Source organism: Pseudomonas sp. LAMO17WK12:I5 (assembly GCF_900215165.1).
Classification (GTDB): domain Bacteria; phylum Pseudomonadota; class Gammaproteobacteria; order Pseudomonadales; family Pseudomonadaceae; genus Aquipseudomonas; species Aquipseudomonas putida_A.
In genome coordinates this window covers 184383-205256 of the sequence record NZ_OBDS01000001.1, presented here as the reverse complement: position 1 = coordinate 205256, position 20874 = coordinate 184383, and the positions used below count along the sequence as shown (strand labels likewise).

The 20874-nt window shown below is 61.4% G+C and carries 17 protein-coding genes and 1 pseudogene; 5 read left to right on the top strand and 13 right to left on the bottom strand.

Translation table 11 applies throughout. From position 1 onward, the window contains the following. Window positions 1-135: 135 nt before the first annotated feature. The 6 genes from CRO59_RS00980 to CRO59_RS00955 are packed head-to-tail and all read right to left on the bottom strand — an operon-like array spanning window position 136 to window position 6855. Window positions 136-1467 (bottom strand): DUF58 domain-containing protein, encoded by a 1332-nt coding sequence (locus CRO59_RS00980; protein ID WP_097085982.1) that lies wholly within the window; start codon window positions 1465-1467, stop codon window positions 136-138. After that, entirely contained in the window at window positions 1464-2465 is a 1002-nt protein-coding gene (locus CRO59_RS00975; protein ID WP_097085980.1) for a MoxR family ATPase, read from the bottom strand. The genes CRO59_RS00980 and CRO59_RS00975 overlap by 4 nt, the downstream gene beginning before the upstream one ends. Then, on the bottom strand, window positions 2462-3625 hold the full coding sequence (locus CRO59_RS00970; protein ID WP_097085978.1) for a DUF4350 domain-containing protein: 1164 nt from the start codon (window positions 3623-3625) through the stop codon (window positions 2462-2464). Before CRO59_RS00970 ends, CRO59_RS00975 begins: the two co-directional genes overlap by 4 nt. Further along, window positions 3622-5169 (bottom strand): DUF4129 domain-containing protein, encoded by a 1548-nt coding sequence (locus CRO59_RS28710; protein ID WP_097085976.1) that lies wholly within the window; start codon window positions 5167-5169, stop codon window positions 3622-3624. Before CRO59_RS28710 ends, CRO59_RS00970 begins: the two co-directional genes overlap by 4 nt. Next, window positions 5156-6133 carry a stage II sporulation protein M gene (locus CRO59_RS00960; protein WP_027612513.1) on the bottom strand — a complete coding sequence of 326 codons (978 nt, stop codon included), beginning with the start codon at window positions 6131-6133 and terminating at the stop codon, window positions 5156-5158. Before CRO59_RS00960 ends, CRO59_RS28710 begins: the two co-directional genes overlap by 14 nt. Beyond that, window positions 6130-6855 (bottom strand): RDD family protein, encoded by a 726-nt coding sequence (locus CRO59_RS00955; protein ID WP_097085974.1) that lies wholly within the window; start codon window positions 6853-6855, stop codon window positions 6130-6132. The genes CRO59_RS00960 and CRO59_RS00955 overlap by 4 nt, the downstream gene beginning before the upstream one ends. A 181-nt stretch (window positions 6856-7036) precedes the next feature. On the opposite strand from CRO59_RS00955, the gene sbcB reads away from it, so the two are divergent. After that, the gene (gene sbcB / locus CRO59_RS00950) at window positions 7037-8467 is read left to right on the top strand and encodes an exodeoxyribonuclease I (RefSeq protein WP_097085972.1); all 1431 of its coding nucleotides are present in this window, start codon (window positions 7037-7039) and stop codon (window positions 8465-8467) included. A gap of 103 nt (window positions 8468-8570) precedes the next feature. Here sbcB and mvaT read toward each other — a convergent pair whose 3' ends face one another. Then, window positions 8571-8948: a histone-like nucleoid-structuring protein MvaT gene (gene mvaT, locus CRO59_RS00945; protein WP_003227581.1), complete on the bottom strand. Its 378-nt coding sequence runs from the start codon at window positions 8946-8948 to the stop codon at window positions 8571-8573. 338 nt (window positions 8949-9286) lie between these two features. Between mvaT and purU the strand changes: the two genes are divergently transcribed. Next, window positions 9287-10135, top strand: coding sequence for a formyltetrahydrofolate deformylase (gene purU, locus CRO59_RS00940; RefSeq protein ID WP_003227580.1), 849 nt, complete (start codon window positions 9287-9289; stop codon window positions 10133-10135). Window positions 10136-10223: 88 nt separating this feature from the next. Beyond that, window positions 10224-10400 (top strand): hypothetical protein, encoded by a 177-nt coding sequence (locus CRO59_RS28705; protein ID WP_167797083.1) that lies wholly within the window; start codon window positions 10224-10226, stop codon window positions 10398-10400. On the opposite strand, the gene CRO59_RS00935 is transcribed toward CRO59_RS28705, so the two are convergent. The 5 genes and pseudogenes from CRO59_RS00935 to CRO59_RS29150 form a co-directional block, all read right to left on the bottom strand. Further along, window positions 10363-11382 carry a lysylphosphatidylglycerol synthase transmembrane domain-containing protein gene (locus tag CRO59_RS00935; protein ID WP_027612516.1) on the bottom strand — a complete coding sequence of 340 codons (1020 nt, stop codon included), beginning with the start codon at window positions 11380-11382 and terminating at the stop codon, window positions 10363-10365. The genes CRO59_RS28705 and CRO59_RS00935 overlap by 38 nt on opposite strands. Next, on the bottom strand, window positions 11379-12155 hold the full coding sequence (locus tag CRO59_RS00930) for a DUF2334 domain-containing protein (protein ID WP_097085970.1): 777 nt from the start codon (window positions 12153-12155) through the stop codon (window positions 11379-11381). The genes CRO59_RS00935 and CRO59_RS00930 overlap by 4 nt, the downstream gene beginning before the upstream one ends. Beyond that, window positions 12148-13239 carry a glycosyltransferase family 1 protein gene (locus CRO59_RS00925; protein WP_177408930.1) on the bottom strand — a complete coding sequence of 364 codons (1092 nt, stop codon included), beginning with the start codon at window positions 13237-13239 and terminating at the stop codon, window positions 12148-12150. The genes CRO59_RS00930 and CRO59_RS00925 overlap by 8 nt, the downstream gene beginning before the upstream one ends. Before the next feature lie 360 nt (window positions 13240-13599). Continuing rightward, on the bottom strand, window positions 13600-14364 hold the full coding sequence (locus tag CRO59_RS29155; RefSeq protein WP_371917795.1) for a methyl-accepting chemotaxis protein: 765 nt from the start codon (window positions 14362-14364) through the stop codon (window positions 13600-13602). 93 nt (window positions 14365-14457) lie between these two features. After that, window positions 14458-15489: pseudogene (locus CRO59_RS29150) on the bottom strand (cache domain-containing protein); the annotation flags it as partial. Window positions 15490-15675: 186 nt separating this feature from the next. On the opposite strand from CRO59_RS29150, the gene CRO59_RS00915 reads away from it, so the two are divergent. Beyond that, complete coding sequence (locus CRO59_RS00915; RefSeq protein WP_097085966.1) at window positions 15676-17163, top strand: helicase HerA-like domain-containing protein; 1488 nt, start codon at window positions 15676-15678, stop codon at window positions 17161-17163. A gap of 127 nt (window positions 17164-17290) precedes the next feature. Here the strand turns inward: CRO59_RS00915 and CRO59_RS00910 are convergent, their stop codons facing one another. Beyond that, window positions 17291-17746: a DUF721 domain-containing protein gene (locus CRO59_RS00910; protein ID WP_096795098.1), complete on the bottom strand. Its 456-nt coding sequence runs from the start codon at window positions 17744-17746 to the stop codon at window positions 17291-17293. Between the two features lie 307 nt (window positions 17747-18053). On the opposite strand from CRO59_RS00910, the gene secA reads away from it, so the two are divergent. Further along, window positions 18054-20789 (top strand): preprotein translocase subunit SecA, encoded by a 2736-nt coding sequence (gene secA / locus CRO59_RS00905; RefSeq protein ID WP_027612522.1) that lies wholly within the window; start codon window positions 18054-18056, stop codon window positions 20787-20789. The last annotated feature ends 85 nt before the right edge of the window (window positions 20790-20874 follow it).

The following is a 20874-nucleotide window of genomic DNA, read 5'->3' as shown; positions in this document are numbered from 1 at the left end:
GACTGGCACTCCTTTAAATAAGTGGAGTGAGATACCGATCAATGGAAAAGCCCTTTTAGCAGCGGTATTTCTTATTAAGAAATCTACACCCGCTTGCCAATTTGAAACACCCCGCCGGCGTGAAATCTACAATGTCTATAGGGCTCCAGCTTTCTTCCAGCTTAAGTAAATTGACACTAGTTCAGTGTTTAGCTTACTGGTAGGGACATCCAGCACAGGTGTGCCATGAGCCATCAGGCGCTCATTCAGTTCGGCCCTAGCGTTTAGGTAATCCACTGCGCCGCAATAGGCCAATGCTTCAGGAAGGGTTTGTACCGAGTCTTGGCGCATTTGGTCGAGCGTTTCTTCGCGCAGGCTGACCACTAACACTTGATGCTGGCGGCTCAGGTGTTGGACTGCGTTGGTCAGTTCGCCATGGTCCTCATCCTGCAGGTTGGTCATAAGGATGACCAGTGCCCGTCGTTTCTGACGTGTTAGTAGTTGCCGAATGGCTGCCTGATAGTCTGCCGGACGTTGGCTACTCGCCAGATCGTAGACCGTGTTGAGCAGGACGTTGAGTTGCCCGCTGCCTTTTACCGGAGCTAGATATCGCGGTTGATCGTCTGCAAATGTACTCAATCCCACCGCATCGCCCTGACGCAGCGCGACATGGCTCAGCAGCAGACACGCATTCAGCGCATGGTCGAAATGCGACAGCTCGCCATCCTGGCTGCGCATTTGCCGCCCGCAATCGAGCATGAACATGATCTGTTGATCACGCTCGTCTTCATACTCGCGGGCAATCGGCGTGCGCTGGCGGGCGGTGGCTTTCCAGTCGATCTGGCGCAGGCTGTCGCCTTCGCGAAATTCGCGCAACTGATGAAACTCCTGACCCTGCCCGCGACGCTGGCGCTGGCGCACGCCGAGCTGGCTGAGCCAGTTGTCCACCGCCAGCAACTGCCCACCGTAGAGCTTTGCGAAGTCCGGGTAGACGCGGATCTCGCCGCTCACGGCGAGCAGGCGTTTGCCTGTCCACAGACCGAACGGGCTGGGCAGGTTGATTTCGCAATGCTCGAAGCTGAAGTGCCCGCGCTTGAGCGGGCGCAGGCGATAGCCGACCGCGCTGAATTGCCCGGGTTGCAGTTCAATCGCCAGCGGCAGGTTTTCGAAGCTCAGGCCCTGTGGCACGTGGTCGAAAAGCTCCACCGCGACCGGCGCGATGAAGTCATGGCTGAGCTGCAGCCGCACCTCGCTCCAACGGCCGAGTGCCAGGCTGCCGGGCATCTGCCGCTGGATGCGCGGCGAGGGCAGGTTGTTCAGGCGCAGCGCATCGATGATCGCCAGCACCAGCAGGGCCAGGAGCAAGCCCCAGTTGATCGACAACAGCGTGGCGGGCACGGCGATGTCGAGGGCTTGCAGCGTGCCCAGCAGCGTGCCGACGGCCAGCAGAATCGCGAGCCAGATCAGCAGCAGGCGTGACGGTTTCACAAGCGCGGCGCCGGCACTTGGTCGAGCAATTGTTGCAGCACCTGATCGACCTGCAGACCTTCGATGTCCAGCTCCGGCGCCACTCGCACCCGATGGCGCAGCACCGAGAGCGCGCAACCCTTGATGTCATCGGGAATCACGAACTCGCCGCCGCGCAGCAACGCGCGGGCGCGGGCGCATCGCACCAGCGCAATCGAGGCTCGCGGCCCGGCGCCGAGGGTCAGGCCGGGCCAGGAGCGGGTGCTGCGCGCCAGCCGCACGGCGTAATCGAGCACCTGATCGTCGATCGGCAGGTCACTGGCGATGCGTTGCAAGGCCTGCACGTCCTTGGCTTGCAGGACCGTACGCAACGGCTGCACGTCGAGCATGTCGGCGCGGGTCGAGCGGCTGACCTGACGCACCATGTTCAGCTCTTGCTCGGCCTCCGGGTAGTCCATGCGCACTTTGAGCATGAAGCGGTCAAGTTCGGCCTCCGGCAGTGGATAAGTGCCTTCCTGCTCGATCGGATTCTGGGTGGCGAGCACCATGAACGGCTGGGCGATCGGCAGCGCCCGACCTTCGAGGGTGACCTGGCGCTCCTGCATCGCTTCGAGCAACGCCGCCTGGGTTTTCGCCGGTGCGCGGTTGATCTCGTCGGCCAGCAGCAGGTTGGTGAACAGCGGCCCCTTGCGCAGCTTGAACTGCTCGGTGTGCAGGTCGTACACCGCGTGGCCGGTGACGTCGCTGGGCATCAGGTCCGGGGTGAACTGGATGCGCGCGAACTCGCCGCCGAAGCAGCGCGCCAGCGCCCGCACCAGCAAGGTCTTGCCCAGCCCCGGAACACCCTCAAGCAGCACGTGACCGCCGGCGATCAGCGCGGTCAGCACATCGTCGATCACGCTGTTCTGGCCGATCAGGGCCTTCTGCAATTCTCCGCGCAGCGCTTGCGCCAACTGGCTGGCACGCTGGCGTTGCTGGGCGGTGTGGCTGGCGCTACCGGGCTCGATCTGTTCACTCATAGCGTGTTCCTCAAGGTTTGCAGGTGGGCCACCTGGCGACTGAAATCGGCGCTGCTCATGCGCTGTTTCGGCACCGGGCTGAGGGCCTGACTGATGGCGCGGGTCGGCTGGCGGGTCAGGCGCGACAGCACCAGCCATTGCTCGGCCACGTTCAATTGGTCGAAGCCGGGATAGCGGCGGCGGGCGCGGCGCAGCACGTCCTGTTGCAAAGCTTGCAACAGCGTGTGCTGACCGTTTTGGCGCAGGATGAAGTCGGCACTGGCGCGCAGGTGTTCCTGCAACTGCCGGCGGCCACTCGGGGCGGGTGCCTGCAGTGGTCCATGGCGCGCAGCAACGTGCCACAGGCCGAGGCCGATCAGCGCCAGCAGGGCGACGATGGCTTGCGGGAAGTAACGCCAGAGCAAGGTCAGCAGACCATCGTGCGCCGTGTTGAAAATCAGCGTGACGTCGGTGTCGGCGCTCAGGTACCAGAGCAGCCAGGCGTTGTCGTGCTTGCTGATGGCCGGGGTTTTCCACAGTTCGGCATCGGTGACCACGGTGATCGAACCGAGGCCGTACGGCACTTGCATCATGTGCGTGGCCGTGGCGCTGTTGGCCCAGGCCTGGGCGAGATTGTTCGGATCGTCCAGATGGAACGCGGTGTCGAAACCGGCGTACGCGGGAGCGTCCTCGTCTTCCAGGTAGAGCTTGGTCAGATTCGGGTACGGATCATCCGCCAGCTCCGCCGGCGGCTCCTTGAGGTCCTTGCTCAGGGACTGGTGCAACTGCACCCGATCCAGCAACAGATCATCGCTTTGTCTGGCCTGCTTGTCCCACAGCGCTTCGGCCACGAACACCAGGCGCCCACCGGCGCGGGCCCAGTTCAACACCTGATCGACCTGCCGCGGGGTCATGCGCGAACGTTCGCCGAACAACAGCAGGGTGTGCCGACGCGGATCGATGTCGGGCAGCACCGCCAGCGTTTCGGCGTGGCTGACGTTGAGGCCGCGCTCGCGCAAAAACAGTTCTGCCGCCAGATAAGGATTGGCCTGCGCCTGGGGCGAGGGGCCGTGATCGATCACTTCCTGATAGGGCCGGGCCTTGAGGTACAGATAAACGCTCAACGCCGCGAGCAGGGCGATGATCAGCCCGCCGAGCAGCCACGCGCTGCGCCGGTTCAAGCGCGCGCTCCCGAGCCGAACAGGGCACGCCAGCCGTCACACAGTTCCTGTTGCAGATGTGCCGCCGGCACGCGGTGCCCGTAGGCCATGTTCTGCCAGTGCTGTGTCAGGCTGCGACTGAACGCCAGCAGTTCAGGGCGCTGCAATTGCTCGACCCGCAGCAGCACCTGATGCTCGGTGTCGGCAGGTTTCAAGGTCAGGGCAAAATCGTGCAGCAAACGGCTGAGCAACCCGCTATAGAGCAAGCCCAGCGCCGCGCGCGGCTGGGTCTGCCAGAGTTGTTCGGCACTGGCGGCGATGTCGTCGGGCAAGGATTGCGGGGTCAGGTCCAGGCCAAACGCTTGCTGCGGTGCAGGTGGCCTGATGCGGGCGGGCAGCTTCGGCCGACGGCTGACGAAGGTGCGCAGGAACTCGCGATAGCGCCAGATCAGCCAGCCCACAGCGGCGATCAACGCTCCCCACAGCAACACTTCAATCAGGCCGGCCAGCGCATTGAAGCGCTGACTGTCCAGCCAGCCGAGCAGGGTTTTCAGCCATTGCGGCGCCTCACCGGGTTTGGCTTCGGCCGGGGCTGCCGGATCGTCGCCAAAGCGATAGCGGGTCACGCTTTCCTTGTTCTTGAACGGTGGTTGTTCGAGCAGCGCCTTGATGCTGTCGTGCGCAGCCTGACTGGTCAGCGGTTGGTGCAACAGGCGGGGTGCCTCCGGTGCGCTGGCGGGATCGGCTGCAGCCCATACGGGTGGCACCGCCGGCAGCAAAAGACAGACCGCCAACAGCAAACCCAGAGCGCTGCTGTTCAGGCGTTGGCGCAAACGGCGGAACACCAACTCGATGTCCCACGCTTCCAGTGCGGTGCGCCGGTTCAGATACAGGCTGAAACCGCAGGCGACATAAATCGGTTCCCAGACCACCAGCACCAGCGCGTAGAAGGCGTTGGTCAGGTGCTCCAGCCAACGCCAGTGGTGATCGGCATCGAGGATCAGTGATTGCCAGTCCCAGTCGGTTTCAATCTGTTGTGGCAGCAACATGTAGAACAGCACCATCAGGCCGATCCACAGTGCGGTCTCCAGATGCATGCCGATGATCGTCAGCCATTGCGCGCCGCCGGCATTGCGTTGCAGCAACACCTGCAAGCGTTGCTGACGGGCCGTGCCGTCGAGACCTTCGAGTTGCACCACCGGCAGCAAGAAGCTGCGACTCAGGCTCAACCGGCGCCAGGTCAGGCTGGCCAGCAGTTGCGGCTTGAGCAACCGTGGAAATTCGCGCAGGGCCTGTTTCAGTGTCGGTGTTTCGCCGAACAGGGCTTTGGACAGGATGTACAGCGGCAGGCGTTCGTACGCCGGTTTCAGCCACCAGAAAATGAATACCGCCAGCGACGGCGAATCCCATAGCAACAACGTCAGCACCGCGAACAGCGGCAGGGTGACGATGGCCCAACTAGTCATCAGCAGGCGTCGATGCTGCTGGCTCATGAGCACGCCAAGGTCCATGGCTTCCCAGGTGCTGCGCGGACGGATCGCCACGGTGGCATCACTCAGGCGCATGGCGTGTCCTTCCGGCGAACAGCAGATAGGCCGCTACTGCGAGCCACAATGCGGCACCGACCGCATATTTGATCGGCGGTGTGACCCCGGTCTTCGACGACCAATACGCTTCGATGAATGCTGCGATCAGCAGGAACAGCATGACCCCACACACCAGCAGCACGCTTTTGCGCGCCGCCCGCACCAGCGCTTCACCACGGGTCAGCCGCCCCGGTGCAATCACTGCCCAGCCGAGCTTTAGCCCCGCCGCGCCCGCCAGGGCAATGGCGCTCAGCTCGAAGGCGCCGTGGCCGATCACGAACGACCAGAACGTCTGGCCAAAACCGATTTCGGTCAGGTGCCCGGCCACCGCGCCGATGATCAAGCCGTTATAGAACAGGAAGAACGCGCTACCGACGCCCAGCAGCAAACCGCTGGCGAAAGTCTGAAAGGCGATGCCAATGTTGTGCATCACGTAATAGCCGAACATCACCCAGTCTTCGCTGGCCGCCCGTTCGGCCGAGCGCCCGAGGTGCCCGGCCACCGGGTCGTACATGCTCTGCATGTCGCGCACCTGTTCGGCGGGGATCAGGTTGTAGATCAGTTCGGGAAAGGCATACACCAGCAAGGCAAAGCCGATCAGGCTGCCGAAAAACACCAGACCAGCGGCCAGCACAAACGGCCATTCGGCACGCACCAGTCGAGGAAAGTCAGCGAGGATGAAACCCAGGAGGTTGGCGCCGAATCGACTGCGGTGCCGATACAGCTGCTGGTGGCCGCGCAACACCAGTTGTTGCAGCGAGTCGATCAGAAAACTGCTGTAGCCACGCGCCTGTGCCAGCGCCAGATGCTGGCAGAGGCGTCGATAAGCCTTGGGGAAACTGGCTGCCTGCGAGGTGTCCTTGCCATGTTCGAGGCGTTCGAGGGCCAGGGTGAAGCGCTCCCATTCGGCCTTGTGACGAGCTTCGAAAAGACTCTGCTTCATGTCGGACCCAACAAGCCGCGGGCGATGCCATTGAGTTCGCTGACCGCTTTGGGCGCCGAGATGTGCAGCGGTTGGGCGAGCAGCGCGGCCAGCTCATTGACCCGCGCCGGCGACAGTTCAGCCTGACGTTCGGCGAAGGCGAGCAAGGCGCGTTGTTCGCCGAGGTTGAGCGGCACGGGCGAGCTGCGTGGCTGGGCGTCAGGTAACTGCGGGCGGAGCAGGGCGCGTTCGCTGTAGACCACCAGCGTGCCGGCTGCGATGTCGCCCAGGCGTTTGAAGGTCGGGTGTTGCAGGCAACTGATGGCGCCGAGGAAATAGCCGAACGGCAGCAGATCGACAAAACGCAGCAGGTTACGCAGCAGCGAGGCCGACCAGCCGATCGGTGTGCCGTCATCGTGGATCACCCGCAGGCCCATCCATTGCTTGCCCGGCGAACGGCCCTGACGCAACACTTCGAACAGCACCATGTACCACCAGCTGACGGCAAACAGCAGCAGCGAACCCAGGCCCATGCCGAGCTGGCCGAGAAACGCCAGCAGCAGAAACAGCACGCCGAGGATGGCCCCGCGAATGCCCAGGTCGATGCCGAAAGCGAGGCTGCGCACCATCAGACCGGCCGGGCGCAGCGGCAGGTCGATGCCCTCCGGGGTTTCCACTTGATAGCGGGTATCGAGTGGCGGGTTCAGCGGTGCTTTCCGTGGCAGTGCTGTGTTCTCGAGCATGGGCTACCTGATGGGGCCGGATCGGGATGCGAAGTCCGTCCGATGCTAGCAGCCTCTTGGGGGAAAACGACATAACTATGTATTGCACCGCGTGTGGCGCACGCTGGTTGAATGACACAGCGCTGGCCGCGACCGCGGTTCAACGCCTAGACTTTGCCGATCTTCAGTTCAGGAACCGCCCGTGACTTCAATCTTCTGGTACGACTACGAGACCACCGGCATCAATCCGCGCAACGACCGTCCGCTGCAGGTCGCCGGGATTCGCACCGACCATGACCTCAATGAAATCGACGAACCGGTCAACCTCTACTGCCAGCCCAGCGAAGACATCCTGCCGCACCCGGCGGCGTGCGCCATTACCGGGATCACCCCGAGCTGTCTCGCCGAACAGGGTTTGAGCGAAGCCGACTTCATGACCCGCGTACATGCGCAACTGGCGGCGCCCGGCACTTGCGGTGCGGGTTACAACACCTTGCGTTTCGACGACGAGATGACCCGCTACAGCCTGTACCGCAACTTCTTCGACCCGTATGCCCGCGAGTGGCAGGGCGGCAACAGTCGCTGGGACCTGATCGATGTGGTGCGCGCCGCGTATGCGTTGCGCCCGGATGGCCTGGTCTGGCCGACCGACGACGAAGGCAAGGTCACCCTCAAGCTCGAACGCCTGACGGCGGCCAACCACATCGACCATGGGCATGCGCACGAAGCGCTCTCGGACGTGCGCGCCACCATTGCGCTGGCGCGGTTGATCCGCGAGAAACAGCCGAAGTTGTATGACTGGCTGTTTCAACTGCGCAGCAAACAGAAGGTCATGGATCAGATTCGCCTGCTGCAACCGCTGGTGCATATCTCCGGACGCTTCTCGGCGGCGCGGCACTATGTCGGTGTGGTGCTGCCATTGGCCTGGCATCCGCGTAATCGCAATGCGCTGATCGTCTGTGACCTGCACCTTGATCCGCAAAGCTTGCTGGACCTGGACGCCGAAACCCTGCGCCGGCGCCTGTACACCCGCCGCGACGACCTCGCCGAGGGTGAACTGCCGGTGCCGCTGAAACTGATTCACATCAATCGCTGCCCGGTGGTGGCGCCGTTGTCGGTGTTGCGTGCCGACGATCAGCAGCGTCTGGGCTTGGACATGGCGCTGTATCAGGCACGTGCACTGCGGCTAAGTGACGCACAACAAGTTTGGAAAGATAAAGTCGCGGCGATTTACGCCAGCGAAGACTTCACGCCCAGCGAAGATCCGGAACAGCAGTTGTACGATGGATTTATCGGTGATCGCGATCGGCGTCTATGCGAGCAAGTGAGAACGGCGGATCCGGCGCAATTAGCGCAAGAGCACTGGCCGTTCGATGATGAACGTCTGCCGGAATTACTCTTTCGATATCGCGCACGCAACTTTCCCGACACGTTGAATTTCGAGGAGCAAGAACGCTGGAGAATATTCTGTCAGCAGCGTTTGTCCGAGCCGCAAATGGGCGCGCCTAATACCCTGCAATCTTTTGCCGAGGCCGCGCAGCAATGGGCGCTTAGTGCTGCGCCGATACAGAATCAAGTGCTCAATGAGTGGCAGAATTATGTCCAGGCATTGCGCAAACGTTTGAATCTTTGAAATCGAACATAGTGTGCCCATGAAATGCCGGGCATAAAAAAACGCCAGCGTATGCTGGCGTTTTTCATGGGCCGCAGAATCAGTCTGCGACAGGCGTTGCGGCTTAGCCCAGCAGGGTAGCCCAGCCTTCAACCACGTCACCGCCCCACTTGGCTTTCCACTCTTTCAGAGTCTTGTGGTTGCCACCTTTGGTTTCGATGACTTCGCCGTTATGCGGGTTTTTGTATTGTTTAACTTTGCGCGCGCGCTTGGTGCCGGTAGTTTTTACTGCGGCGCCACGGGTGCCTTTGGTTTTCGATTCCGGATCCAGCAGGGCGATGATGTCGCGCAGGGACTTGGAGTATTCGCCCATCAGGGTGCGCAGTTTGCCTTCGAATTCCAGCTCGGCTTGCAGTTTGTCGTCTTGCGACAGGTTCTTCAAACGCGCTTGCAGCTCTTTGATTGCTTCTTCGGTGGCGCGATATTCGTTGATCAAGGACATGGTAACTACCTTATGCAGATGTGTTGAATGGCAGGGGACAGTGCCGCAATAATAGTCAGGCTGTTTCATCAAGTAAACATTTAACCGGTTTTTTTATTTGAATTAGTTGCAAGGAATAACCGGTAAATTGAATGGTCATTTAAATAATGTGATGCAGTCATCACGAATATTCACAATTATCTGGCCGAACAGCTTCACTGCAGGACTATCGTTTCGCCGCGCGTGGCGTCAGGCGTCGCTAATCGGGCCTGCCTGCGGACATGTGGTCATCAATACTGCAGTTTCCGCGCACAGTCGCTAGAATGGCCGCCTTTGCGAAGTTCTGGAGTTTTCCCCCCATGCGCACCTTTCGGTTGGTGATTTCCTGCCCTGACCGCGTTGGCATCGTTGCCAAAGTCAGTAACTTTCTGGCATCCCACAACGGCTGGATCACCGAAGCGAGCCACCACTCGGATAATCAGAACGGCTGGTTCTTCATGCGTCACGAGATCCGCGCCGATTCGCTGCCGTTCGGTATTGAAGTGCTGCGCGAGAAGTTTGCGCCGATCGCCGAAGAGTTCTCGATGGACTGGCGCATCACCGACACCGAGCAGAAGAAACGCGTGGTGCTGATGGCCAGCCGCGAATCCCACTGCCTGGCCGACTTGCTGCACCGCTGGCACAGCGACGAGCTCGATTGCGAAATCTCCTGCGTGATTTCCAACCACAATGACCTGCGCAGCATGGTCGAGTGGCACGGCATTCCTTATTACCATGTCCCGGTCAATCCGCAGGACAAGGAGCCGGCGTTCGCCGAAGTCTCGCGTCTGGTCAAACAGCACGATGCCGAAGTGGTGGTGCTGGCGCGCTACATGCAGATCCTGCCGCCGGCCCTGTGCCGCGAATACGCGCACAAGGTGATCAACATTCACCACAGCTTCCTGCCGTCGTTCGTCGGCGCCAAGCCGTACCATCAGGCGTCGCTGCGCGGCGTGAAGCTGATCGGCGCGACCTGCCACTATGTCACCGAAGAGCTGGACGCCGGCCCGATCATCGAGCAGGACGTGGTGCGTGTCAGCCACAGCGACAGTATCGAAGACATGGTGCGTTTCGGCCGTGACGTCGAGAAGATGGTGTTGGCCCGAGGCTTGCGTTATCACCTCGAAGACCGTGTGCTGGTGCACGGCAACAAGACCGTGGTGTTCTGATCGAACCTGCGCGTACTTGAATAAAGAAGGGCCTGGGCGTTCAATCGTCCCAGGCCCTTTTTTCGTTTCAGCCCTTGAGGAACTGCCCGTGAGCGACCCATTGGACAAAGCCACTTCGAAAGCGCCTGCCACCCTGGGGGAGGGCTGTTTGAGCCGCTACGACCCGGATGACCTGAGCCCGGAGGACGGCACCGAGTTTCCCGGCGCCGCCGAGCTGTGGGAGCAGCTCAAGGAGCAGGCGGACGAACCTGAGAAGCCTGCCTGATCTTCAACAGCTTCTTGAGCAGCGGCCGCCCGAGCATCAATAGAAACACCGGGCCGCCCACCACCAGATAGAAATAGAACGTCACCACCCGCCAGATCAGAATCGCTGCCGCCGCAGTGGATTTGCCGACCATCGGCGCCAGCAGCGCCGCCGAGGTCAGCTCTGCGGCGCCCGCACCACCGGGCAACAGGCTCATTTGACCAGCCCCCAGCGATAGCATCTGCACCAGAAAACTCCAGGCCCACTGCAGATCCGCGCCCAGTCCGCGCAGGGCCAGATACAACACGCTGTAGCGTAGCAGCCAGTGCATGCAGGTCAGGGCGAACACCTTGACCAGGGTTTGCCACGGCAACTTGAGGGTGTCGATAAACGCGTCGAGAAAATGCAGCAGCTTGCGCGCCCAGCGCCGACGCGTGGCCGGTTGCACGTTGAGGCGGGCAAGCAGGCGTCCGCTCAGAAGGATCAGGCGGCGGTGGTAGCGCGCCAGCAGCACGCAACTGAACAGCCCACCGAACAGTGACACGGCGCTGACCATCAGCAACCACTCCAGGCGGTCACTGAGATGCTGAAACAACGCGTAAATCAGGATGCCGCTCAGGGCGCAGAGAAAGAACAGCAGATCGCTCAACTGATCCATGGCAAACACTGCGCTGCCACGGGCCGGGCGTACGCCGCAGCGCGCCAGCAACGCCATGATCGTCAGCGGTCCGCCACTGCCGCCGGGAGTGGCGCAGTAGGCGAACTCGGCGGCCATGACCACGCCGAGACTTTTCAGCGGCGTTACCTGATCGCGCTGATCACCCAGCAGCAGGCGCAGACGCAGGGTGTTGATGCCCCAGCAGAGCAGAATCATGCCGAACATGATCAGCAGCCAGTGCAGGGGGAAATTTTGCAGGCGCGCACCGATCTCGCCGCCGCCGAGCAACACCGGGATCAGTACAGCAGCGAGCAGGCCGATCAACAACACAATGCCGCGACTCATGCAGCGCGCTCCATTCGCCCGCGTTGCCGGGTGAGCCAGTCGATTTTGTTCATGGGCGTGCGTCCTTCTGCCAGCAGCCGTTCAAGGGTTTGCAGCCAGTAATCACGCGCGAAGGCGTGGCGCATGTCTACCGGGTGCAAGCCTAGACGAATCACCGCGGCGTCGCGCCACTGCTGTTCGCGTTGCTCGCTGACGATTTTTGACAGGCCCCGGCGCCAGGCACTGCGCGCACTCCAGACCAGGCCCGGGGCGTTGACGGCGGTGAAATCCGGCAGTTGATAAAGATGTTGCGGGTCGCTGGTGTAGCTCAATGGCGTTTCGCGAAGGGCCTGGCGCGTGCCCTCGCTCATCAGCCATGCCGGGGCGATGAAGCCGTGCAACGGCCAGTCATTGCGCCGGAACAGTTCGATGCCGTCGCGCAGTCGCGCCAGGGCGGCTTCGCGGGACAGGCGATAAAACTCCCCTTCGTGGGTGTAGATTCGGCGCATGAACCAGTCGCGCGGCGTGGTCGGAGCCGGCTCGCGGTCGTCATGGAAAAAACCGTGCAAGGCCAGTTCATCGCCACGGGCCAGCCGCTCGCCGAGCATTCGGCAAAACGCGGGATGATCCTCAAGCGCGTCGTGGCCATGGAAATCCGGAACGACCAGCCAGGTCATCGGCACGCCGCCCATTGCATCGACCGCCTCGACAAATGGTCGATAATCCGCCCAGGTCGACGGTGCCACGTCGTGCAGCACCAGCAGCACTGCGCGGTCATTCAAGGAATCAGCCATTGGCCACCCTGGGCAGAGAGGGACCGAGCACCGCGTGGTAATGGCCGAGCAGGCTGTCGACCACGCTGTCCCAGGAATAACGCCGTTCAACGTGTTGCCGCGCCTGTTGGCCGAGTTTCACGCAGCCGCGACTGAACAGCTCGCGCACGGCATTGGCCATGGCTTGTGGGTTGTTCGGCGCACAGAGCAAGCCGCAGTCGTCGGCGACGATCTCGTCAAACGCCCCGGCCGCCACCGCGACCACCGGAATCCCGCAGGCCATGGCTTCAAGGATCACCAGGCCAAAGGTTTCCTGGTCACCGGCATGCAGCAGGGCATCGGCGCTGGCCATCAACCGGGCCACGGTGGCGGCGGGACAGAACCCGTCGATCACGCTGACATTGTCCGGAACCACGGCCGGCATCGACGAGCCAACCAGCAGCAGGTGATAGCGTGGGCCGAGGCGCTGCATGCATTTGAGCAGTACTGGCAGGTTCTTCTCTTTGGAACCGCGCCCGGCAAAGATCAGCAGACGAGTGTCTTCGGCAATTCCCAGTTCGGCGCGCAGGCCGTTGTCGCGGGCGTCAGGGTGAAAGGTTTGCAGATCCACGCCCAATGGCTGCACGAATACATTGCGCACCCCCAAACCGGTGAGCTTGTCGGCCATCACCTGGCTGGGCGCCAGCACTCGATCGAAGTTGCCATAGAGCTTGGTGACGTACGCCTCGACGTTCGGCGTGACCCAATGGCCCATGCGATTGCCGACCAGTAGCGGCAGGTCCGAGTGATAAAAGCCGATCACCGGCACGTCCAGTTGCCGTCGCGCGTCCAGCGCCGCCCACGCGGTGAGGTACGGGTCGCCGACTTCGATCAGATCCGGCTGCAAACCCTGCAGGACATTGCGCCATGGCGCGAGGCGCAGCGGGAAGCGATAGCCTTTGCCGAAGGGCAGGGCGGGTGCGGGCACGGTGTAGATACCATCGTTTTCACCGAAATGCGCGCCGGGAATCAGCAGGCTATGACGAATGCCCGTTTTGCCCCCCAACCGGCGATGCTTGGCATCCAGATAGGTGCGTACGCCGCCGCTGGCCGGGGCGTAGAACATGGTGATGTCGGCGATATGCACAGTGATCAACCCTCCGCTGCGTTGCACTCCCTTGGTTGACCTTTATCCAGAATAGATGTTCGGTCGGGATTGCGCGGTGGGAGGGTCAGGGAGGTGTTGCGGTGTTTGTCAGGACGCCTTCGCGAGCAAGCCCGCTCCCACAGGGATCTGTGAACGACACAGATCCAATGTGGGAGCACAGGGGGGGGATGTCGGCGATCTGCGCGGTGGGAGTGTCAGGGAGGTGTTTGGTGTTTGACAGGACGCCTTCGCGAGCAAGCCCGCTCCCACAGGGATCTGTGAACGACACAGATCCCACGTGGGAGCGGGCTTGCTCGCGAAGAGGCCAGTGGCTGCGCTTTAAATCCTGAAACTGCCGACCAGCTGCTTCAGACGCGCAGCCTGCTGTTCCAGATCCGAACAGGCGCGCAAGGTCGCTTGCAGGTTCTCGACGCCTTCCTGGTTCAGCGTATTGATCTCGGTGATGTCGACGTTGATCGACTCGACCACCGCCGTCTGCTCCTCGGTCGCGGTCGCCACCGACTGGTTCATCCCGTCGATTTCGCCGATACGCTGGGTCACGCTGTTGAGGCGTTCGCCGGCGAGGTTGGCGATTTCCACGCTGTCCTGGCTGTGGCGCTGGCTGTCGCTCATGGTGCTCACCGATTCACGGGCGCCGACTTGCAGCTCCTCGATCATGGTTTGCACCTGCTGCGCCGATTCCTGAGTGCGGTGCGCCAGGTTGCGCACTTCGTCGGCGACCACGGCAAAACCGCGTCCGGCCTCACCGGCACGCGCCGCTTCGATGGCGGCATTGAGCGCCAGCAGGTTGGTCTGCTGGGAGATGCTGGTGATCACTTCGAGAATCTGCCCGATGTTCACGGTTTTGCTGTTCAGCGACTCGATGTTGCTGCTGGAGGCGCTGAGCATGCTCGACAGTTGATTCATCGCCTTGATGCTGCGATCCACCACTTGCTGGCCGTCTTCGGCGAGGCCGCGGGCATCACTGGCCTGGTTCGAGGCTTGCGCGGCGTTGCGGGCGATTTCCTGGGCGGCGGCGCCCAGTTGATTGATCGCGGCGGCGACGCTGCTGGTGCGCGAGGCCTGCTGGTCGGAGTTGTACATCGACGAGTTGGACGCCGCGACCACGCGCAGCGCAACCTCGTTGACCTGGCCGGTGGCCGACGACACTTCGCGGATCGAGCCGTGAATACGCTCGACGAAACGGTTGAATGCGGTACCCAGCACGCCAAACTCATCGTTATTGACGATGGTCAGGCGCTTGGTCAGGTCGCCTTCACCGTCGGCGATGTCTTCCATGGCGCGGGTCATGACATGCAGTGGCTGGATCAGCAGGCGAATCAGCATGCCCAGCAACGCGATGATGATCACCACCGCAATCACCGTGGCAATCACCGCCGAGGTGCGGAACTCACTGAGCATCGAGAAGGCTTTGTCCTTGTCCACCGACAGCCCGATGTACCAGTTGACCGACGGCAGGCCTTTGATCGGCGCGAAGCTGACGATGCGCGTCTTGCCATCGACGGTGATTTCACTGAAATCGCTGCTGATGCGCGGGGTGTCCTGCGGATAGGCTTCTTTCAGCGACTTCATCACCAGTGCCTTGTCCGGGTGCACGAGGATCTTGCCGTCGGCGCTGACCAGGAACGCATAGCCCATGCCGGAGAAGTCCCGAGCGGTGAGGGTGTCGACCAGGGTTTGCAGGCTCAGGTCACCGCCGACCACGCCAACGCTCTGGCCGGCCTTTTTCGAGGCGGTGGCGATGGAGATGATCAACTGGCCGGTGGCGGCGTCGATGTACGGTTCGGTCAGGGTCGACGCGCTGCTGCTCTCGGCCCCTTTATACCAAGGGCGCACCCGAGGATCGAAACCGTCCGGCATCTTCACGTCCGGACGGATGGTGAAGTGACCGGTGGCATCGCCCAGGTAAGTGGCCATGAACGTCGAGGTCAGGGATTTCTGTTCCAGCAGGCTGGCGACGTTGGCCGGGTCCGGATTGATGGCGATGTTCTGGGCGGCGTTCTCGACCAGCAGAATGCGCCCGTTGAGCCAGGTCTGGATGTTGTCGGCGGTGACTTCGCCCATCTCGTTGAGATAGTTGTTCAGGTCATCGCGGATCGCGTTGCGTTGCAGCCAGTCGTTGTACAGCGTGAACGAGGCGAAAGCGGCGATGACGATGAGGGCGGCGGCAAGCAAAATTTTATGGCTGAAGCGCAGGTTTTTGTTCATGGCTTGGGGTTCCGCTAAGGTCTTAATGTCCTGGGCGTGCTTTTATAAAGACGCGCAAAATGGGCAAGGGTGAAACAAACTGATATTTCCGACTCTCCTTAGGGAAATGTCCGACCGACTTTTCAGTCAGGTTCTCGCCCTTATCTATCGGCCACAGCGGATTAAAGATTAACCATAGGTGACAAAATGCCTGACACATCGCAACTCGTTATCGGCGCCGATCTGGCGGGGCAACCGATTGCTCAGGCCATGCGCCTGGCCAACCGCCACGGGCTGATCGCCGGTGCGACCGGGACCGGCAAGACCGTGACTTTGCAACGCCTTGCCGAAGCATTCAGTGACGCCGGGGTCGCGGTGTTCGCCGCCGACATCAAGGGCGATCTGTGCGGCCTGGGCGCCGCCGGCAATCCGCAGGGCAAGGTCGCCGAGCGCATCGCCGGGATGCCCTGGCTCAACCACAAGCCGCAGGCTTATCCGGTGACGCTGTGGGACATTCACGGTGAATCCGGTCATCCGTTGCGCACTACCTTGAGTGAAATGGGCCCGTTGCTGATCGGCAGCCTGCTGGAACTGACCGACAGCCAGCAGTCGGCGCTGTACGCGGCGTTTAAAGTCGCGGACCGCGAAGGCCTGTTGCTGCTCGACCTGAAAGACCTCAAGGCGCTGCTCAATCACCTCAAGGACAACCCGCAGCTGCTGGGCGAAGACGCGGCGCTGATGACCACCGGTTCCAGCCAGGCACTGTTGCGTCGGCTGGCGACTCTGGAGCAGCAGGGCGCTGAAGCGTTGTTCGGCGAACCGGCGCTGCAACTGGAAGACATTCTGCAACCGGCCGCCGATGGTCGTGGGCGGATTCATTTGCTCGATGCCAGCCGTCTGGTGCATGAGGCACCGAAGGTCTACGCGACGTTCCTGCTGTGGCTGCTGGCCGAGCTGTTCGAGCAATTGCCGGAGCGCGGCGATGCCGACAAACCGCTGCTGGCGCTGTTCTTCGATGAAGCGCATTTGTTGTTCGGCGATACGCCCAAGGCGTTGCAGGAGCGTCTGGAACAGGTGGTGCGGCTGATCCGCTCGAAAGGTGTCGGCGTGTATTTCGTCACCCAGTCGCCGGGCGACCTGCCGGACGACGTGCTCGCGCAACTTGGCCTGCGGATTCAGCACGGCTTGCGTGCGTTCACCGCGAAGGAACAGAAATCCCTGCGAGCGGTAGCTGATGGCTTCCGGCCAAATCCGGCGTTCGACACCTTGTCGGTACTGACCGAGCTGGGCATCGGTGAAGCACTGGTCGGGACGCTGCAGGAAAAAGGCACGCCGGAGATGGTCCAGCGGGTGCTGGTGGCGCCGCCACAGTCGCGGATCGGGCCGTTGAGCGAAACCGAACGCACGATGCTGATCGCCGGGTCGCCGTTCAAGGGGCGTTATGACAAGCCGATTGATCGTGAGTCGGCATATGAAATCCTGATGGGCCGCAAGGATCTGGCGCCGGAGGCGGATGCGCCAGCGGGTAAGCCGGCAGCCGAAGAGCCGAGCCTGGCTGATCGTGCCGGAGAGTTTCTGGGCACGGCGGCGGGGCAGGCGTTGAAGTCAGCCATGCGTCAGGCGGCCAATAATCTGGGTAAACAACTGGTGCGCGGCTTGATGGGGTCGTTGCTCGGTGGCAGCAAACGGCGTTGATTCAAGCTGTGGGAGCGGGCTTGCTCGCGAAAGCGGTCTGCCAGTTAACAATAATGTTGACTGAAAGGACGCCTTCGCGAGCAAGCCCGCTCCCACATTGGATAAGTGGCAGTTTTCTGGATTGAGATCAGGATTTGTCTTTGGCGTGTGCCGCCAAGCGCTCAAGTGCCGCACGCAGAGCGGGATCGCTGATCCCGTCCGCCGTGGACTGAATGGTCGCCGCCGCATTGCTCGACAGGTCCATCGTGTGCCCGACAGCCCCAGGCTGGACGATCGGTGGTCGCACGCTGAATTTGATTCGCGTCAGGTTGGCGAACTCTTCGAATAGCTGCAGTTGCCGTTGCAGGCGTTTTTGCTGGTAGCGCAGGCGTGTCGCCCAATGGCCGTCGGTGACCACCAGCGACAGTTCGCCTTCACGCCACTTGGCCACATGACAATGTGCGCGGGCGGCAGGTTGCAGCTGGCTTTCAAGCAGGCGTTGCAGATGAGCGAGGCGTTGGGCATGACCAAGAATGGCTTTGAGCGGCTTGGCTTCGCGTAGCAGAACGGCGGGCGCTCTGGCTGTAAGGGGGCGAAATGCCATGATCGAACACCTGAAGTAACAGAAGCGCCATGTTAGCAGAAAGCAACGGAACCACTCGCCCATTGCTTTTGTCCCTGCTTTACCCATTAAATCAACAACTAACTTCTTGCCTTGATGGGTTGAAGTTGAGCAAAACGCCCTTATTTTAAGTGAGCCCCGTCAAAGCGCAGTGCCAGCATCGTGGAATATCGCCACTTTCCTCACCACCGTTTCCGGGTAGAATGCTCGTTCGCATGCGGCCATGAGGGCTGCACGGGCGACTCACGGGGCCGCCCTCCATCCCTTTAGTGTGGAAGATCCTGCCGATATGTTTGCGCCTTTGTTAAAGAAACTTTTTGGAAGCAAGAACGAGCGTGAAGTCAAACGCATGCTCAAGACGGTGCAGCTCGTCAATGCCTTCGAAGAGCAAATGGTGGCCCTTTCGGACGATCAATTGCGCGCCAAGACCAATGAGTTCAAGGCCCGTATCGCCAAAGGGGAATCCCTCGACAAGCTGTTGCCTGAAGCCTTCGCGGTCGCCCGTGAAGCCGGCAAGCGCGTCATGGGCATGCGCCACTTCGACGTCCAGTTGATCGGCGGCATGACCCTGCATGAAGGCATGATTGCCGAAATGCGTACCGGTGAGGGTAAAACCCTCGTGGCAACCCTGGGCGTTTACCTCAACGCGCTGTCCGGCAAGGGCGTGCACGTTGTGACCGTGAACGACTACCTGGCCCGCCGTGACGCCAACTGGATGCGCCCGCTGTATGAATTCCTCGGCCTGACCGTCGGCGTCGTGACGCCGTTCCAGCCGCCGGAAGAGAAGCGCGCCGCCTACGCTGCCGACATCACCTACGGTACCAACAACGAATTCGGGTTCGACTACCTGCGCGACAACATGGCGTTCAGCATGGAAGAGAAATTCCAGCGCGAACTCAATTTTGCCGTGATCGACGAAGTCGACTCCATCCTCATCGACGAAGCCCGTACCCCGCTGATCATTTCCGGTCAGGCCGAGGACAGTTCCAAGCTGTACATGGAGATCAACAAGCTGATCCCGCAGCTGGAACTGCACGTCGAAGAAGTCGAAGGCCAGGTCACCAAGGCCGGTCACTACACCATCGACGAGAAGACCCGTCAGGTCGAACTCAACGAAGCCGGTCACCAGTACATCGAAGAAATGCTCACCGGCGTCGGCTTGCTGGCCGAAGGTGAGAGCCTTTACTCGGCGCATAACCTGGGCCTGCTGACCCACGTCTACTCGGGTCTGCGTGCGCACAAGCTGTTCCACCGCAACGTCGAATACATCGTGCAGGACGGTCAGGTCGTACTGGTCGACGAACACACCGGTCGTACCATGCCGGGTCGTCGTCTGTCCGAAGGCCTGCACCAGGCCATCGAAGCCAAGGAAGGTCTGAACATTCAGGCCGAGAGCCAGACCCTGGCTTCGACCACGTTCCAGAACTACTTCCGTCTGTACACCAAGCTGTCCGGCATGACCGGTACCGCCGACACCGAAGCGTTCGAATTCCACCAGATCTATGGCTTGCAGGTCATGGTGATTCCGCCGAACAAGCCGTTGGCGCGTAAAGATTTCAACGACCTGGTGTTCCTGACCGCCGAAGAGAAATACGCGGCGATCATCAATGACATCAAGGAAGGCATGGCCCAGGGCCGTCCGATCCTGGTGGGCACCGCGACCATCGAAACTTCCGAGCATGTGTCCAACCTGCTCAACAAGGAAGGCATCGAACACAAGGTGCTGAACGCCAAGTTCCACGAAAAAGAAGCCGAGATCATCGCGCAAGCCGGTCGTCCGGGCGCCCTGACCATCGCCACCAACATGGCCGGTCGTGGTACCGACATCCTGCTGGGCGGTAACTGGGAAGTGGAAGTCGCGGCGCTGGAAAACCCGAGCCCCGAGCAGATCGCCCAGATCAAGGCCGACTGGCAGAAGCGTCATCAGCAGGTGCTGGAGTCCGGCGGTCTGCAGGTGATCGCCTCCGAGCGTCACGAATCCCGTCGTATCGACAACCAGTTGCGTGGCCGTGCCGGGCGTCAGGGTGATGCCGGTTCCAGCCGCTTCTACCTGTCGCTGGAAGACAGCCTGATGCGCATCTTCGCCTCTGACCGGGTGAAGAACTTCATGAAAGCCCTGGGCATGCAGCCGGGCGAAGCGATCGAGCACCGCATGGTGACCAACGCGATCGAGAAGGCGCAGCGCAAGGTGGAAGGTCGCAACTTCGACATCCGTAAACAACTGCTCGAGTTCGACGACGTCAACAACGAACAGCGTAAAGTGATCTATCACATGCGTAACACGTTGCTGGCCGCCGACAACATCGGTGAAACCATCGCCGATTTCCGTCAGGACGTGCTCAACGCCACCGTCAGCGCGCACATTCCACCGCAATCGCTGCCAGAGCAGTGGGACGTGGCCGGTCTGGAAGCGTCGATTGCCAGCGACTTCGGGGTGAAACTGCCGATCCAGCAATGGCTCGACGAAGACGATCACCTGTACGAAGAGACCCTGCGCGAGAAGCTGATGGTCGAGCTGATGGCGGCGTACAACGAGAAAGAAGATCAGGCCGGTGCGGAAGCACTGCGTTCGTTCGAGAAACAAATCGTTCTGCGCGTGCTGGACGACCTGTGGAAAGATCACCTGTCGACCATGGATCACCTGCGTCACGGCATCCACCTGCGTGGCTACGCCCAGAAGAACCCGAAGCAGGAATACAAGCGCGAGTCGTTCACGCTGTTCTCCGAGCTGCTGGATTCGATCAAGCGCGACTCGATTCGTGTGCTGTCGCACGTTCAGGTGCGCCGCGAAGATCCGGAAGCCGAAGAGCAACGCCTGCGTGAGGAAGCCGAAGCACTGGCCGCGCGCATGCAGTTCGAACACGCCGAGGCCCCTGGTCTGGAGCAGCCGGAAGTATTGGGTGAAGAGGTCGATGTCGCCCTCGCCACCGCGCCGGTGCGCAACGAGCAGAAGCTGGGTCGCAACGAACTGTGCTACTGCGGTTCGGGCAAGAAATTCAAGCATTGCCACGGGCAGATCCAGTAACCCCCGTTTCAATCGCTGAAATACCCGCGCCGCGACCGGCTCCTGCCGTCGCGGCGTTTTGCCATTTACACCACCGCCATCGCTG

Coding starts and splice junctions, on each gene's coding strand:
- CRO59_RS00975 (WP_097085980.1), bottom strand. CDS start 2,465: ATGAGTGAACAGATCGAGCCCGGTAGCGCCAGCCACACCGCCCAGCAA.
- CRO59_RS28710 (WP_097085976.1), bottom strand. CDS start 5,169: ATGCGCCTGAGTGATGCCACCGTGGCGATCCGTCCGCGCAGCACCTGG.
- CRO59_RS00960 (WP_027612513.1), bottom strand. CDS start 6,133: ATGAAGCAGAGTCTTTTCGAAGCTCGTCACAAGGCCGAATGGGAGCGC.
- CRO59_RS00955 (WP_097085974.1), bottom strand. CDS start 6,855: ATGCTCGAGAACACAGCACTGCCACGGAAAGCACCGCTGAACCCGCCA.
- mvaT (WP_003227581.1), bottom strand. CDS start 8,948: ATGTCCTTGATCAACGAATATCGCGCCACCGAAGAAGCAATCAAAGAG.
- purU (WP_003227580.1), top strand. CDS start 9,287: ATGCGCACCTTTCGGTTGGTGATTTCCTGCCCTGACCGCGTTGGCATC.
- CRO59_RS00935 (WP_027612516.1), bottom strand. CDS start 11,382: ATGAGTCGCGGCATTGTGTTGTTGATCGGCCTGCTCGCTGCTGTACTG.
- CRO59_RS00930 (WP_097085970.1), bottom strand. CDS start 12,155: ATGGCTGATTCCTTGAATGACCGCGCAGTGCTGCTGGTGCTGCACGAC.
- CRO59_RS00925 (WP_177408930.1), bottom strand. CDS start 13,239: ATGTTCTACGCCCCGGCCAGCGGCGGCGTACGCACCTATCTGGATGCC.
- CRO59_RS29155 (WP_371917795.1), bottom strand. CDS start 14,364: ATGTACAACTCCGACCAGCAGGCCTCGCGCACCAGCAGCGTCGCCGCC.
- CRO59_RS00915 (WP_097085966.1), top strand. CDS start 15,676: ATGCCTGACACATCGCAACTCGTTATCGGCGCCGATCTGGCGGGGCAA.
- CRO59_RS00910 (WP_096795098.1), bottom strand. CDS start 17,746: ATGGCATTTCGCCCCCTTACAGCCAGAGCGCCCGCCGTTCTGCTACGC.
- secA (WP_027612522.1), top strand. CDS start 18,054: ATGTTTGCGCCTTTGTTAAAGAAACTTTTTGGAAGCAAGAACGAGCGT.